The organism is Pseudomonas sp. B10(2017) (assembly GCF_002113295.1).
GTDB lineage: Bacteria > Pseudomonadota > Gammaproteobacteria > Pseudomonadales > Pseudomonadaceae > Aquipseudomonas > Aquipseudomonas pudica.
Map to the genome: position 1 here is coordinate 96,603 of NZ_NEJU01000004.1, position 14,633 is coordinate 111,235.

General features: G+C 63.0%; 14 protein-coding genes. 6 read left to right on the forward strand and 8 right to left on the reverse strand.

The window, feature by feature from the left end; translation table 11 throughout:
* Positions 1-41: 41 nt before the first annotated feature.
* The 4 genes from CAF92_RS07070 to CAF92_RS07085 all read right to left on the reverse strand — a co-directional run bounded on the left by CAF92_RS07070 (position 42) and on the right by CAF92_RS07085 (position 5,246).
* On the reverse strand, positions 42-674 hold the full coding sequence (locus CAF92_RS07070) for a TetR/AcrR family transcriptional regulator (RefSeq protein ID WP_085599959.1): 633 nt from the start codon (positions 672-674) through the stop codon (positions 42-44).
* Complete coding sequence (gene gshA, locus CAF92_RS07075) at positions 674-2,251, reverse strand: glutamate--cysteine ligase (protein WP_178081769.1); 1,578 nt, start codon at positions 2,249-2,251, stop codon at positions 674-676. The genes CAF92_RS07070 and gshA overlap by 1 nt, the downstream gene beginning before the upstream one ends.
* Before the next feature lie 287 nt (positions 2,252-2,538).
* Positions 2,539-2,922, reverse strand: coding sequence for a PaaI family thioesterase (locus CAF92_RS07080; protein WP_003257433.1), 384 nt, complete (start codon positions 2,920-2,922; stop codon positions 2,539-2,541).
* A complete protein-coding gene (locus tag CAF92_RS07085) occupies positions 2,922-5,246 on the reverse strand; it encodes a Tex family protein (RefSeq protein ID WP_015268601.1) in 2,325 nt (774 codons plus the stop codon). The genes CAF92_RS07080 and CAF92_RS07085 overlap by 1 nt, the downstream gene beginning before the upstream one ends.
* A gap of 217 nt (positions 5,247-5,463) precedes the next feature.
* Between CAF92_RS07085 and ompR the strand changes: the two genes are divergently transcribed.
* Complete coding sequence (gene ompR / locus CAF92_RS07090; protein WP_012270052.1) at positions 5,464-6,204, forward strand: two-component system response regulator OmpR; 741 nt, start codon at positions 5,464-5,466, stop codon at positions 6,202-6,204.
* A 13-nt stretch (positions 6,205-6,217) separates the two neighbouring features.
* A complete protein-coding gene (locus CAF92_RS07095; RefSeq protein ID WP_046614530.1) occupies positions 6,218-7,531 on the forward strand; it encodes an ATP-binding protein in 1,314 nt (437 codons plus the stop codon).
* 124 nt (positions 7,532-7,655) lie between these two features.
* Here CAF92_RS07095 and rimK read toward each other — a convergent pair whose 3' ends face one another.
* Positions 7,656-8,561, reverse strand: a complete 906-nt coding sequence (rimK, locus tag CAF92_RS07100; protein WP_085599963.1) for a 30S ribosomal protein S6--L-glutamate ligase — start codon at positions 8,559-8,561, stop codon at positions 7,656-7,658.
* A complete protein-coding gene (locus CAF92_RS07105) occupies positions 8,558-9,040 on the reverse strand; it encodes an ATP-dependent zinc protease (protein WP_025754077.1) in 483 nt (160 codons plus the stop codon). The genes rimK and CAF92_RS07105 overlap by 4 nt, the downstream gene beginning before the upstream one ends.
* A gap of 109 nt (positions 9,041-9,149) precedes the next feature.
* Here CAF92_RS07105 and CAF92_RS07110 point away from each other — a divergent pair, with 109 nt between their 5' ends.
* Positions 9,150-9,551 carry an RNA-binding S4 domain-containing protein gene (locus CAF92_RS07110; RefSeq protein WP_046614529.1) on the forward strand — a complete coding sequence of 134 codons (402 nt, stop codon included), beginning with the start codon at positions 9,150-9,152 and terminating at the stop codon, positions 9,549-9,551.
* A gap of 127 nt (positions 9,552-9,678) precedes the next feature.
* Here CAF92_RS07110 and CAF92_RS07115 read toward each other — a convergent pair whose 3' ends face one another.
* Entirely contained in the window at positions 9,679-10,473 is a 795-nt protein-coding gene (locus tag CAF92_RS07115; protein ID WP_085599965.1) for a phosphatase PAP2 family protein, read from the reverse strand.
* Positions 10,474-10,594: 121 nt separating this feature from the next.
* Here CAF92_RS07115 and hslO point away from each other — a divergent pair, with 121 nt between their 5' ends.
* The 3 genes from hslO (at position 10,595) to CAF92_RS07130 (ending at position 13,826) form a co-directional block, all read left to right on the forward strand.
* Complete coding sequence (gene hslO / locus CAF92_RS07120) at positions 10,595-11,494, forward strand: Hsp33 family molecular chaperone HslO (protein WP_085599967.1); 900 nt, start codon at positions 10,595-10,597, stop codon at positions 11,492-11,494.
* Between the two features lie 179 nt (positions 11,495-11,673).
* Positions 11,674-13,215, forward strand: coding sequence for a phosphoenolpyruvate carboxykinase (locus CAF92_RS07125; protein ID WP_063914462.1), 1,542 nt, complete (start codon positions 11,674-11,676; stop codon positions 13,213-13,215).
* A 170-nt stretch (positions 13,216-13,385) separates the two neighbouring features.
* Positions 13,386-13,826: a thioesterase family protein gene (locus CAF92_RS07130; RefSeq protein WP_046614525.1), complete on the forward strand. Its 441-nt coding sequence runs from the start codon at positions 13,386-13,388 to the stop codon at positions 13,824-13,826.
* A gap of 55 nt (positions 13,827-13,881) precedes the next feature.
* On the opposite strand, the gene CAF92_RS07135 is transcribed toward CAF92_RS07130, so the two are convergent.
* Entirely contained in the window at positions 13,882-14,364 is a 483-nt protein-coding gene (locus tag CAF92_RS07135) for a glycine zipper domain-containing protein (RefSeq protein ID WP_085599970.1), read from the reverse strand.
* Positions 14,365-14,633 lie beyond the last annotated feature (269 nt).

The following is a 14,633-nucleotide window of genomic DNA, read 5'->3' on the forward strand; positions in this document are numbered from 1 at the left end:
CGGGCGTGCCCGCGAAGGGCCGCACAGCGGCCCCAATGATCTCAGCTGGAACGCTTGGCCAGAAATGGCGGCAGATACAACCCCAGATACGCCTCGAACACTCGCTTGCCTTCCTCGGCCATGCGCGGGGTGATCGCTTCGTGCAGCTGCACCGACCGCGCATACACTCGGTCGCTCAATTCCATGGCCAAGGCAAACACGTCCACATCCGCCGGCATCACCGGAAGATGAAAGTGCTGGTCGAACAACTTGTGCATCAAGTCGCCCAGTTCCATGTCGTGCTGCCGATCGGCCTGCACCACTTCGCTCAGGCCATGCTGAGCCAGGATCAGCTGCCGCGCCGCCGCGTCTTCGTTGTAGATATCCAGCATGCGCTGCTCTACCAGCCGTGACAGTTCGTGCCAGGTGTTGAACGCACTGCTGTCGATCGGCGCGCTCAGCGCTTCACGAAAGGCCCGGTGTACATCGGTCGTCAATGCCTCCAGCAGCGCCGGCACACTGGCAAAGAAGTGATACACCGAAGACGGTGGAATCTGCGCGCGCTCGGCCACGCTGTAGATAGACAGGCCCGCCACCCCCAGCTCGGCCAGCAACTCGCGTGCAGCCGCCAGAATCGCCTCGATCCTGGCCTGGCTGCTGGCGCGCGGCCTGCGCGGGGTAGCAGTGCGGGTCATCAGTTGCTGATCGCCAGGATGCTGGCCTGGTAGGCACCGACGAACAGGTCGAAGTCGCCGACCTCCTGTTGTTCCAGGCGCGATTGCTCGGCCAGCGAGTCGCGGGCGAGGGTTTCGAAGGCCTGCTGGCGTTCGACTGGCAGTGGCTGCTCGCGGAAAGTTTCGGCGTGGATACGGCTCTGGCGCAAGGCGAACTTGACGAAGCTTTCGTCATGCTCGGTCATGCGCGCCAACACTTGGGCCGACGGGGTCAGCGAGGCGTCGTCGACCTTGGCCTGCTGGGCATCCAGGGCCTTGCCGTGTTCTGCGCCGCCTTGCGCCTGGTCGAGCAGTTCGGCCAGTGGCCGGATACGCTCGATCAGCTCACTGGCCCAGGCCTTCAGGCCGATCGGCTGGCCATTGCGGTGAAGTTCCAGGCCCGGGCGCCGGCCTTCCTTGACCACGGTCAGGAAGTTGTTGGTGCACTGGCCGCATTCGCCGTTGTCCAGTTGCGGGCTGTCTTCCAGCGCGCAGAACAGCAGGAATGCGTCGAGGAAACGCGCCTCGGTCAGGTCGATACCAACCGGCAGGAACGGGTTGATGTCCAGGCAACGCACTTCCACATACTGAACGCCGCGCGAGGTCAGGGCCTGGATCGGCCGCTCGCCGGTGTAGGTGACGCGCTTGGGGCGAATGTTCGAGTAGTACTCGTTTTCGATCTGCAGGATGTTGGTGTTCAGCTGTACCCATTCGCCATCCACGTGCGTGCCGACTTCGACGTAAGGCGGGTAGGGCGTGCCCACCGCCTTGCGCAGGCTGTCGGTGTAGCTGGCCAGGTTGTTGTAGCACGGGGTGAGGCCGGCCTGGGCATTGCTCTGGTAGCCCAGGTCGCTCATGCGCAGGCTGGTGGCGTAGGGCAGGTACAGGGTTTCGGCATCCAGCTCTTCGAGCTGGTGCGGGCGGCCACGCAGGAAGCCTTTGTCCAGTGCCGGCGAGGCGCCGAACAGGTACATCAACAGCCAGCTGTAGCGGCGGAAATTGCGGATCAGTGCGATATAGGCCGACGACTGGTAGTCGCGGTCGCTCTCGCTGCCGCCCTCTGCTGCGCGCAGCAAAGGCCACAGCGCTTCGGGCAGCGAGAAGTTGTAATGGATACCGGCAATGCACTGCATGGTGCGGCCGTAGCGCAGGGCCAGACCCTTGCGGTAGACGTGCTTGAGCTTGCCAATGTTCGAGCTGCCGTACTCGGCGATCGGGATGTCCTCCTCGGCCGGCAGCGTGCAGGGCATCGACGGACTCCACAGGTATTCGTCGCCCAGCTTGCTGTAGACGAAACGGTGGGTCTCTTCGAGGCTTTCCAGCACCTTGGCCGGGTCGGGCAGGGCCGGGGTGATGAACTCCAGCAGCGACTCGGAATAATCGGTGGTGATCTGCTCGTTGGTCAGCGCCGATCCCAGGGCTTGCGGATGCGGGGTCTGGGCCAGGCGACCTTCTTCGGTCACGCGCAGGCATTCGCGCTCAATACCGTGCAGGCACTGCTTGAGCAGGGGGAGATTGGCGCCGAGCAGGCTCAGGCGGCGGTTGAGGAGGTCGCTCAAGATGTATTCCTTCACGCGTCAGTCGCCCCAATATGGGGGTAGAAAAGACGGTCTACAAGGGTAGTGGGAAAAGGAACTGGCGTTGTCGCCTGGTTTACGCGGTTCCGGCATTGCGCAGCGCCGACTTCGGGGGCCGCTTCGCAGCCCATCGCCGGCAAGCCGGGCTCCCACAGGTAAACCACGATATTCAGGCTTGTGGATTACCTGTGGGGGCCCGGCTTGCCGGCGATGGGGCGCGAAGCGGCCCCCGGCTGTTGCCGAAAATACCGCAGATACTGCTTGGTGAGCTAGAGAACCGCGAAGGTTCCTTGCGCTTTCGCGACCAGCTTGTCGCCCTGAACTACGTCGGCGTCGACCACCAGGGTGCGCCGCCCGGCGTGCAGCACGCGGGCGGTGCACAGCACCTCGCCGTCACTGACGGCGCGCATGTAGTTGATCTTGCACTCGATGGTGACGCTTTGCTGGTCGAAGCCATGGCTGGCCGAGCAGGCCAGGCCCATGGCGATGTCCACCAGGCTGAAGATCGCCCCGCCGTGCAGCTTCTGGCCACGGTTGCGCAAGTGTGGCTCGAGCGCCAGGGCTACCTCGGCAACACCTGTTTCCAGGCGTTGCAGGCGGCAGCCGAGGAGCTGGCTGAAGGCGCTTTCGACGTATTCGCGTGGAACGTCCATCACTTCTTCTTGAGCTGCTTGGCGTTGGCGAACAGTGCGGCCATGGCGTTGTTGGCCGGTGCTGCGGTGGCGGTTTCGCGCTGGCGCGGCGCCTGCTGCTGGCGGTTGCCGCCATTGCCACGGTTACCGCCGCGGTTGCCATCGACCTTCTCGCCAGGGGTGTCGCTCATGCGCATGGACAGGCCGACACGCTTGCGCGGGATGTCCACTTCCATGACCTTGACCTTGACCACGTCGCCGGCCTTGACCGCTTCACGCGGGTCCTTGATGAACTTCTCCGACAGCGCCGAAATGTGCACCAGGCCGTCCTGGTGCACGCCGATGTCGACGAAGGCACCGAAGTTGGTGACGTTGGTCACCACGCCTTCGAGGATCATGCCCGGTTCCAGGTCCTTGAGGTCTTCGACGCCGTCCTGGAAAGTGGCGGTCTTGAACTCGGGGCGTGGGTCGCGGCCAGGCTTGTCCAGTTCCTGCAGGATGTCGGTGACGGTCGGCAGGCCGAAGGTTTCATCGGTAAATTTCTTCGGGTCCAGGCGCTTGAGGAAGCTGCTGTCACCGATCAGCGAGCGGATGTCACGGCCGGTATCGGCGGCAATCCGTTGCACCAGCGGGTAGGCCTCGGGGTGCACCGCGGAGGCGTCCAACGGGTTGTCGCCGTTCATCACGCGCAGGAAGCCGGCGGCTTGTTCGAAGGTTTTCTCACCCAGGCGGCTGACCTTTTTCAGTGCCGCACGAGTGGCGAACGGGCCGTTGGCATCGCGGTGGGCGACGATGTTCTGCGCCAGGGTAGCGTTAAGGCCGGAGATGCGCGTCAGCAGGGCCACCGAGGCGGTGTTGACGTCCACGCCCACTGCGTTCACGCAATCCTCGACCACGGCGTCCAGGCCGCGCGCCAGTTTCAGCTGAGACACGTCATGCTGGTACTGGCCGACACCGATGGATTTCGGGTCGATCTTCACCAGCTCGGCCAGCGGGTCCTGCAGGCGGCGGGCAATCGACACGGCGCCACGGATCGACACGTCCAGGTCCGGGAATTCGCGGGCGGCCAGTTCCGATGCGGAGTACACCGAAGCGCCGGCCTCGGAAACCATGATCTTGGTGATCTTCAGTGCCGGGTACTTCTTGACCAGCTCCGCCACCAGCTTGTCGCTTTCGCGGCTGGCGGTGCCGTTGCCGATGGCGATCAGCTCCACCGAGTGCTTGGCGCACAGCGCAGCCATGATCGAAATGGTGCGGTCCCAGTCGTTCTTCGGTGCGTGCGGGTAGACCGTGGTGTGGTCCAGCAGCTTGCCGGTGGCATCGACCACGGCGATCTTGCAGCCGGTACGCAGGCCCGGGTCGAAGCCCAGGGTGGCACGCGGGCCGGCCGGGGCGGCCAGCAGCAGGTCGTGCAAGTTGTGGGCGAACACATTGATCGCCTCGCCTTCGGCGTTGTCGCGCAGCTCGCCGAACAGGTCGGTTTCCAGGTGGGTGTACAGCTTGACCTTCCAGGTCCAGCGCACCACTTCGCCCAGCCACTTGTCGGCCGGGCGGTTGCGGTTCTCGATACCGACGTGGTTGCCGATCATCAGCTCGCACGGGTGCAGGGTGCCGGGCAGTTCTTCGCCGACTTTCAGCGAGGCGCTCAGCACGCCTTCGTTACGCCCGCGGAAAATTGCCAGGGCGCGATGCGACGGGGCGTTGCGCAGCAGCTCGTCATGGGCGAAGTAGTCGCGGAACTTGGCACCTTCTTCTTCCTTGCCAGGCACGACGCGGGCGCTGAGTACCGACTCCTGCTTGAGGAAGCTGCGCAGCTTGTCGAGCAGGGCGGCATCTTCGGCGAAGCGCTCCATGAGGATGTACTTGGCGCCTTCCAGCGCGGCCTTGACGTCGGCCACGCCCTTGTCGGCGTTGACGAAGCGTGCGGCTTCGCTTTCCGGGGCCAGGTCGGGATTGTTGAACAGGCCGTCGGCCAGCTCGCCGAGGCCGGCTTCCAGGGCGATCTGGCCCTTGGTGCGGCGCTTCTGCTTGTACGGCAGGTACAGGTCTTCGAGGCGGGTCTTGGTATCGGCCAGCTTGATCTCGCGGGCCAGTTCCGGGGTCAGCTTGCCCTGCTCCTCGATGCTGGCCAGGATGCTGGCGCGGCGCTCGTCGAGTTCGCGCAGGTAGCGCAGGCGCTCTTCCAGATGGCGCAGCTGGGTGTCGTCCAGGCTACCGGTCACTTCCTTGCGGTAGCGGGCGATGAAGGGCACGGTCGAGCCTTCGTCCAACAGGCCCACGGCCGCCTCGACCTGCTGGGGGCGGACGCCCAGTTCCTCGGCGATACGGCTGTTGATGCTGTCCATGTAAACCACCTGACATTTGTGAATACGGGGGTCGCCTGTGGGCCTGTCGCCCGGCGGCGCTGGATGAAAGCCGCGCATTATACCCATCGCAAACGGCTTGCGGTGATGGCGCCCGGCCAGCCGGAACTGGCGCCTGGGGAAAAATCTGCTAACAATGCTCACGCAACGTGCAGCAATGGCTACGCCATAATGCGCGGCGATATCAGAGGAGTTATTCATGACCGGCACGCCAAACACCGCTGAAGGTGACAAGATTCTCATCGTCGACGACGACCCGGGGCTGAGCAGCCTGCTGGAACGTTTCTTCACCAGCAAGGGCTACCGTGCCCGCGCGGTGCCCAACACCGAGCAGATGGACCGCCTGCTGCAGCGTGAGGTGTTCAACCTGGTGGTGCTCGACCTGATGCTGCCCGGCGAAGATGGCTTGTCGGCATGCAAGCGCCTGCGCCAGCAGAACAACCAGATCCCGATAATCATGCTCACCGCCAAGGGTGACGAGCTCAGCCGTATCAAGGGCCTGGAGCTGGGCGCCGACGACTACCTGGGCAAGCCGTTCAACCCGGACGAGCTGATGGCCCGGGTCAAGGCCGTGTTGCGTCGCCAGGCACCGAGCGTGCCGGGTGCGCCTGGCAGCGAAGACGAGTCGGTCACCTTCGGCGACTACGAGCTGTCGCTGGCCACCCGCGAACTCAAGCGTGGCGACGAAGTGCACATGCTCACCACCGGCGAATTCGCCGTGCTCAAGGCGCTGGTCATGCACGCGCGCGAGCCGCTGACCCGCGACAAGCTGATGAACCTGGCGCGTGGCCGAGAATGGGATGCGCTGGAACGCTCCATCGACGTGCAGATCTCGCGTCTGCGCCGCATGATCGAGCCGGACCCGTCCAAGCCGCGTTATATCCAGACCGTGTGGGGCGTGGGCTACGTGTTCGTGCCAGACGGTAACGCCGGTAAATGATGCCGCGCCGTCGATGAAAACACCGCTCTGGTTTCCGCAAAGTTTCTTCGCCCGCACCCTGTGGCTGGTGTTGATCGTCGTTCTTTTCTCCAAGGCCTTGACCCTGGTCTACCTGTTGATGAACGAGGACGTGCTGGTCGACCGTCAGTACAGCCACGGTGTTGCGCTGACCCTGCGCGCTTATTGGGCGGCAGACGAAGAAAACCGCGACAAGATCGCCGAAGCGGCAGGCCTTATCCGTGTTACCGGCTCGGGCGTGCCCGAGGGTGAGCAGCACTGGCCCTACAGCGAAATCTACCAGCGGCAGATGCGGGCCGAGCTGGGTGAAGACACCGAGGTACGGCTGCGCATTCATGCGCCGCCGGCGTTGTGGGTCAATGCGCCAAGCCTGGGCCCGGGCTGGTTGAAGGTACCGCTATACCCGCACCCGCTGCGTGGGCAGAAGATCTGGAACGTGCTGGGTTGGTTCCTGGCTATCGGTCTGTTGTCCACAGCTTCGGCCTGGATCTTCGTGCGCCAGCTGAACCAGCCGCTCAAGCGCCTGGTTTTCGCCGCCCGGCAGCTGGGCCAGGGGCGCAGCGTGCGCCTGCCGATCAGCGACACGCCCAGCGAGATGACCGAGGTGTACAAGGCCTTCAACCAGATGGCCGAGGATGTCGAGCAGGCCGGGCGCGAGCGCGAGCTGATGCTGGCCGGGGTTTCCCACGACCTGCGCACACCGCTGACGCGCCTGCGTCTGTCGCTGTCTTTGCTGGACAGCGACAGCGAACTGAGTGACGACATGGTCCGCGATATCGAGGACATGGACGCGATCCTCGACCAGTTCCTGGCCTTCATCCGCGATGGCCGTGACGAACCGGTTGAAGAGGTCGACCTGGCCGACCTGGTGCGCGAAGTGGTGGCACCGTACAACCAGCCGGAAGAACGGGTGCGGTTGTGCCTGGAGCCGATTCCACCGTTCCCGCTGCGCCGGGTTTCGCTCAAACGCATGCTGGGCAACCTGATCGGCAACGCCCTGCACCATGCCGGCAAGGGGGTAGAGGTGGCCGCCTATGTGTCGGGCGACGAGAGTGCGCCGTATGTGGTGCTGAGCGTACTGGACCGCGGGACGGGGATCGACGAGTCGGAGCTTGAGACCATCTTCAACCCGTTCATTCGTGGTGACCGGGCGCGCGGCGGCAAGGGCACCGGGCTGGGGCTGGCGATCGTCAAGCGGATCGCGGCGCAGCATGGTGGGAATGTGGAACTGCGCAATCGCTCTGGTGGCGGGATCGAGGCGCGGGTACGGTTGCCTTTGGGGTTGTTGCTGCCGCGTAATGCTGTATGAATCTGGTTGGCTGCACCTGCCCTATCGCCGGCAGGCCAGCTCCCACAGGTAATCCACAAAACTGAAGGTCGTGGTAATCCTGTGGGAGCTGGCTTGCCGGCGATAGGGCCGGTACAGGCTTGAATCAGCCCTTACCCTTGGTCCGAGTCTGATTAGGGCCGCCATTCTTCTCCAGATGCTCGATGATCATGCCGGCCACGTTCTTGCCGGTGGTCACTTCAATCCCCTCCAGCCCCGGCGACGAGTTCACTTCCATCACCAGCGGCCCATGGTTGGAGCGCAGGATATCCACACCCGCCACGCTCAGGCCCATCACCTTGGCCGCGCGTATGGCGGTCATGCGTTCTTCCGGGGTGATCTTGATCAGGCTGGCCACCCCACCACGATGCAGGTTGGAGCGGAATTCCCCCGGCTTGGCCTGGCGCTTCATCGACGCGATGACCTTGTCGCCGACCACGAAGCAGCGGATATCCGCGCCACCCGCTTCCTTGATGTATTCCTGCACCATGATGTTCTGCTTCAACCCCATGAACGCCTCGATCACCGATTCGGCGGCCTTGGTGGTTTCGCACAGCACCACGCCGATGCCCTGTGTGCCTTCCAGTACCTTGATCACCAGCGGGGCGCCGTTGACCATCTGGATCAGGTCGGGGATGTCGTCCGGTGAGTGGGCGAAGCCGGTAATCGGCAGGCCGATGCCGCGCCGCGACAGCAGTTGCAGCGAACGCAGCTTGTCGCGGGAGCGGGCTATCGCTACCGACTCGTTGAGCGGATACACGCCCATCATCTCGAACTGGCGCAGCACCGCACAGCCGTAGAAGGTCACCGAGGCACCGATGCGGGGGATCACCGCGTCGAAGCCTTCAAGCGGTTTGCCGCGGTAGTGGATCTGCGGCTTGTGGCTGGCAATGTTCATGTAGGCTCGCAGGGTATCGATCACCACCATTTCGTGGCCCCGCTGGGCACCGGCTTCGACCAGGCGGCGGGTGGAATACAGACGTGGATTGCGCGACAGCACAGCGATCTTCATGCAGCACCTGTGGCAGGAGAAAGGGTGGCCGGAAAGGCCGGTTTGTCTTGTACGTATTTGAGACCGGGGTTGACCACCAGCTGACCATGGATCAGGGCCTTGGAACCCAGCAACAGGCGATAACGCATGTTCTTGCGGCAGGCCAGGGTGAACTCCACCTCCCACACACCATCGCCCAGGGCCAGTGACGTGCGGATGACATAGCGGGTCTGGGCCTGGCCGTTGGAGCTCTTGATGGTTTTCATGGTCACCAGCGGTGCCTCGCAGCGCCGGTGGCGCAACTGCACCACCGAGCCAAGGTGTGCGGTGAAACGGACCCAGGGCTGGCCGTCGCGCTCGAACGGCTCTACCTCGGTGGCGTGCAGGCTGGAGGTGCTGGCGCCAGTGTCGATCTTGGCGCGCAGCCCGGCCACGCCAAGGTCGGGCAGGGCAACCCACTCGCGCAGGCCGATCACAGTCAAATGGTCAAATGTCTTCACGAAACGCACCCTGCGGATGAGGTGTTGAACTGTAAGCACGGCGGGGATTTTTTGCATCCGATCGTTACGGTAGTACAGTTCGATGAAACACAGCGCTCGAGGTAACGGGATGGCACAAAAAGCCGAAGACGACGACAAGGTACGCCTGGACAAATGGCTGTGGGCAGCACGCTTCTACAAGACCCGCGCGCTGGCCAAGGCGGCGATCGAGAGCGGCAAGGTGCACTGCCGGGGTGAGCGCTGCAAGCCGGGCAAGGAGCCGCGGGTGGGTGACGAGTTCGTGCTGCGTACCGGGTTCGACGAGCGCACCGTGGTGGTGAAGGCTCTGTCGGTGGTGCGGCGTGGTGCGCCAGAAGCGCAGACGTTGTACGAAGAGACCGAGGACAGCGTGCGCCGGCGCGAACAGGCGGCGGAACTGCGCAAGGCCGGGGCGATGGGCGTGACCACCGATGGGCGGCCGACCAAGAAGCAACGGCGCCAGATTCACCTGTTGCATGGGAGCTTCGAATAGCCGGGGCCACTTTGCGACCCATCGCCGGCAAGCCAGCTCCCACAGGTACTGCGCAAGCCCTGAAACTTGTGCAACCCCTGTAGGAGCGGCCTTGTGTCGCGATGGGCTACGCAGTAGACCCAGGGATCTAGCGGGTCACCGCCAAGCGCCCGACCAGCGGTAACTTGGCCGCGATCGCGAACATCGGCGCCGTCCAGCGCATCAGCACCGCACTCCCCTTGGCAGCCAGCGGTGTGTAGCAGCTCCAGCCCAACGCCAGCACCGCCATCAGCAGCCCGCCGATGTAGTCATCCTGCCCCCAGTGGGCACCGGCCACCAGGCGCGGCAACATGAACAATACCGCCAACCCCCAGACCACCAGATATTGCACCAGGCGGCGGCTGAACACGCTCATGAACAGCGCCCAGACCAGCAACACCGAGGCATGATCCCCCGGGAAACTCTTGCTGGAACGGTCCTTGAGCTCCCAGGCCGCCTCCAGGTTCGGATAGTAGTCGCTGAGGTGCACCACCTCGTCGAACATCATCGACGGGCTCTTGTGCTGCCAGCCTGCTGCATCCACCCACTTGGAAAACAGCGCGCGAATCACCACTAAGAGGATCAGCGTGACCAGAAAACCGAAAAAGGCCTGGCGTACCTGGGTTGCCTTGAACACCCAGTCGCCACGGATAAGCACTGCCAGAAGGATCAGGCCGACGACGATGTCGAACGGGCGCAGGCTGCCGACGGTCCAGATGTAGCGCCAGGTGGTGTTGTCGGCCAGCGGAGAATTCAGGCTGTGGAACAGCCACTCGTCGAAAGTCAGGCACAAGATCTGGCCAATGGGCCATAACCAGAAACACAGTAGAGCGATGGGGAGCAGCGTACAGGCTGCCAATGGCCCCCAGGACCACCTTGCTTGGAACAGTGGTGAATTGTCCATAAAATACCTCTATTGCAAACAGAAATCGGAGCGCCTCGTGAGCGCTCTGTCACGGGGTTCTCACATGTTTTCGACAACCCTTGTAACCATTTTGTCATCATTTTTCAGATAGCCAAAACCTATGAGCGACTTGCCTGATACCGATTTCACCCAACGTTTCATCTTCGACGAGCGCGATGTGCGCGGCGAGTGGGTGTCTCTCGATGACAGCTACGCCGCGGTGCTGGCACGTCATGAGTACCCACAGCCAGTGCAGGCACTGCTCGGCGAGCTGATGGCGGCCACCGCCTTGCTCGTGGGGGCGATGAAGTTCGACGGCCTGCTGATTCTGCAGGCACGTTCGGAAGGGCCGATCCCGCTGCTGATGGTGGAGTGTTCGAGCGAGCGCGACATCCGTGGCATGGCTCGCTATGACGCCGAGCAGATCCCTGACGGCGCCACTCTGTCGCAACTGATGCCCGACGGCCACCTGACCCTGACCATCGATCCGGTCAAGGGCCAACGCTACCAAGGCACCGTGGACCTCGATGGCACCAACCTGTCGGAGTGCTTCACCAACTACTTCGTCCAGTCGCAGCAGCTCAATACCCGTTTCTGGCTCAACGCCGAGGGCGGCAAGGCCCGTGGCCTGCTGCTGCAGCAACTGCCGCGCGATCGCCAGCCGGACGATGAAGAGCGTGAAGAAAGCTGGCAGCACGTTGTGGCATTGGCTACCACGCTCAAGTCTGATGAGTGGGCGCTGGACAACGAAACCCTGCTGCACCGCCTGTATCATGAAGATGCCGTGCGCCTGTTCGATATTCAGCCGCTGCGCTTCAAGTGCAGCTGCTCGCGCGAACGTTCCGGCAATGCGCTGGTCAGTTTGGGCGAGCACGATGCCAAGGCGCTGGTGGAAGAGTGCGGCGGGCAGGTGGAGATCGATTGCCAGTTCTGCAACGAGCGCTATTTCTTCGACGCCAGCGATGTGGCGCAACTGTTTGCTGGTGGCGGCACTGACGTAGCCTCAGAAACTCGTCACTGAAACGTTTAACCACAGGATAATCTCCTGTCGAATTGCGCAAAAGCGCAGTTCTGACAGGAGGGGCCTACTTTTTTTGGGCGTTTCTGGCATAATCCGGCCACTTTTTTCGCTGTAGTAGTTTTTTCAAGACAACTACAAAACGTTTGGAGCACTCGGCCTCGGGCCGGATGGGGTATCTCATGACGCAAGCCAACAACACCGTGTACACCGACCTGAGCGTCGATGAGCTGGTAAAAGAAGCGCTGCAACGCGGTGAAGGCGTACTAGCCGATACTGGCGCACTGGTCGTGGAGACCGGTCACCGTACTGGCCGTTCGCCGGCTGACCGTTTCATCGTCGAAGAGCCTTCCACCCAGGACGCCATTGCCTGGGGCCCGATCAACCGCAAGTTCCCGGCCGACAAGTTCGATGCCCTGTGGGACCGCGTCGAGGCGTTCAACAACGCCCAGGATCACTTCGTTTCCTACGTTCACGTAGGGGCGGCCGCCGAGCACTACCTGCCGGTGAAGATGACCACCCAGACTGCCTGGCAGAACCTGTTCGGCCGTTGTCTGTTCATCAACCCGGAGCAGTACAACCCGGCTGGCCGTGGCGAGTGGCAGGTCCTCAACGTCGCCAACTTCGTGTGCGAGCCTGAGCGTGACGGCACCAACTCCGATGGTTGCGTGATCATCAACTTCGCCCAGAAGAAGGTGCTGATCGCTGGCATGCGCTACGCCGGCGAAATGAAAAAAGCCATGTTCTCGGTGCAGAACTTCCTGCTGCCGGCTGCCGACGTGCTGCCGATGCACTGCGCGGCCAACATTGGCGAAGCAGGCGATGTGACCCTGTTCTTCGGCCTGTCCGGCACCGGCAAGACCACCCTGTCGGCCGACGAAAGCCGTTACCTGATCGGTGACGACGAGCACGGCTGGGGCGAGGGCGTGGTGTTCAACATCGAAGGCGGTTGCTACGCCAAGTGCATCGACTTGTCCGAGAAGAACGAGCCGGTCATCTGGAAAGCCATCAAGCATGGCGCCGTGCTGGAAAACGTCGTTCTCGACGCCAACAAGCACGCCGACTACAGCGATGTCAGCCTGACCCAGAACAGCCGTGCGGCCTACCCGCTGGAGCACGTTGCCAAGCGTTCCGAAGCGAACCTGGGTGGCGAGCCGAATGCAGTCATCTTCCTGACCTGCGACCTGACGGGTGTTCTGCCTCCGGTTTCGATCCTGAACAACGAGCAGGCGGCCTACCACTTCCTGTCCGGCTACACCGCGCTGGTCGGTTCCACCGAAATGGGTTCGGGCAGCGGCATCAAGTCGACCTTCTCCACCTGCTTCGGCGCGCCGTTCTTCCCGCGCCCGGCTGGCGAGTACGCCGAGCTGCTGATCAAGCGTATCAAAGGCTTCGACTCGAAGGTCTACCTGGTCAACACCGGCTGGACCGGCGGTGGCTACGGCGTTGGCAAGCGCTTCAGCATCCCGACCACCCGTGCCGTGATCGCTGCGATCCAGAGTGGCGCGCTGATCGGTGCCGAAACCGAGCACCTGGACATCATCAACCTGGATGTGCCGAAGGCCGTTCCGGGTGTTGAAACCGAGCTGCTCAACCCGCGCACCAACTGGGCTGACAAGGCTGCCTACGACGAGGCTGCCAAAGGCCTGGCCAAGCTGTTCATCGAAAACTTCAAGAAGTTCGAAGTTTCCGACGCCATCAAGGCCGCTGGCCCGCAGCTGTAAGCTGAGCTTACCTGTAACGAAAAGGCCGCCCCTACGGGCGGCCTTTTCGTTTTCTACTGCCTGTACCGGCCTCTTCGCGGCTAAAGCCGCGAAGAGGCCGGTACAGGCAGCGAAAATCCGGTTTTTCTGTTTCACTGTCAGCATCCATTGCGAAGACAAGAGCCAGCCAGATGACCGAATCCCCTCAGCGCACTGCCTTCTCCCACTTCCACCCCATCCTCACCCGCCCCCAGGACAACGACCTGAACGGCCATATTGCCGGTGCCACCGTGCACGGCTTCTTCGAAACCGCCATCCAGGCGTTCCTCGTCGAACAGGCCGACCTGGACCTGCGTGACGGCGAGCTGGCGGCATTCGTGGTCAGTTCGGCGGCGGATTTCTACGCTCTACCCGGCTTCCCGGACGTGCTGGAAGTAGGGCTGGGGGTGGCACGACTGGCGGGCAGCACGGTGGAGTACCGCCTGGCCCTGTTCCGCCCAGGGGAGCCGGAGGCGTGTGCTGCAGGCACGGTGGTGCAGGTCTTCATCGAACGCGCCAATGGCCGGCCAGTGGTGTTGCCAGAGACGCTGCAGGTGATCCTGTCTGGTGTACTGCTGGAACAGCAGGCATAAAAAAGCCCCGCTGGCAGGGGCGGGGCTTTTGTTGCCGGGGCAAGGCCCTCAGGCGTTAGTCGCGCCAGTGGCGCTTGTGCTTGCGATGGCCGTAGTGGTGGCCACGGTCCCAGTGGCGACGGTCGTCGTCATAACCACGACGGTAGCGGCGGCCTTCGTGGTAATCGTCTCTGTCGGCCTCTTTACCCAGGTAGTTACCCAGTGCACCACCGGCACCACCGCCGGCTGCTGCGCCAATGTAGCTACCGGTAGTGCCGCCCACGGAGCGGCCGACCACGTTACCGCCTGCGGCGCCCAGCGCGCCGCCGATAGCGGCTTCACCGCGCTGACGCTTGTCGGCACCCAGGGCACCGCCAGCCGCGCCGCCCAGGCCGGCACCAATGGCGCCGCCGGTGCTACCACCGATGGAGTTGCCCACCACGGAGCCCAGTACCCCACCCAATGCGCCGCCAATGCCGGCCTCGGTGGTGCCGCCTGCCATGGCAACGCCGCTGAGCAAGCTGAAAGACAACAACAGTATCGAGGAGTACTTCTTCATCAAGAGAGCCTCATAAGGATGACGGGGCGATTTTTGAGCCTTGCAGGCACGCCTGGCAACGGAAATCCGACGAGTAACACGAGTTGTACACAATTCTCTAACTTACTGTATTTACTGTGAAACTTTATCGTTTTTTCGCTGTCTGAGACCTTTATGACGAAGCCCTGAGCCTTGATGGAACAGGGCTTTTTTCGTTTTTGGCGGCACGGCTTCCGGCCTCTTCGCGGGCACGCCCGCTCCCACAGGTACAGCACAGGAATCGAAACATG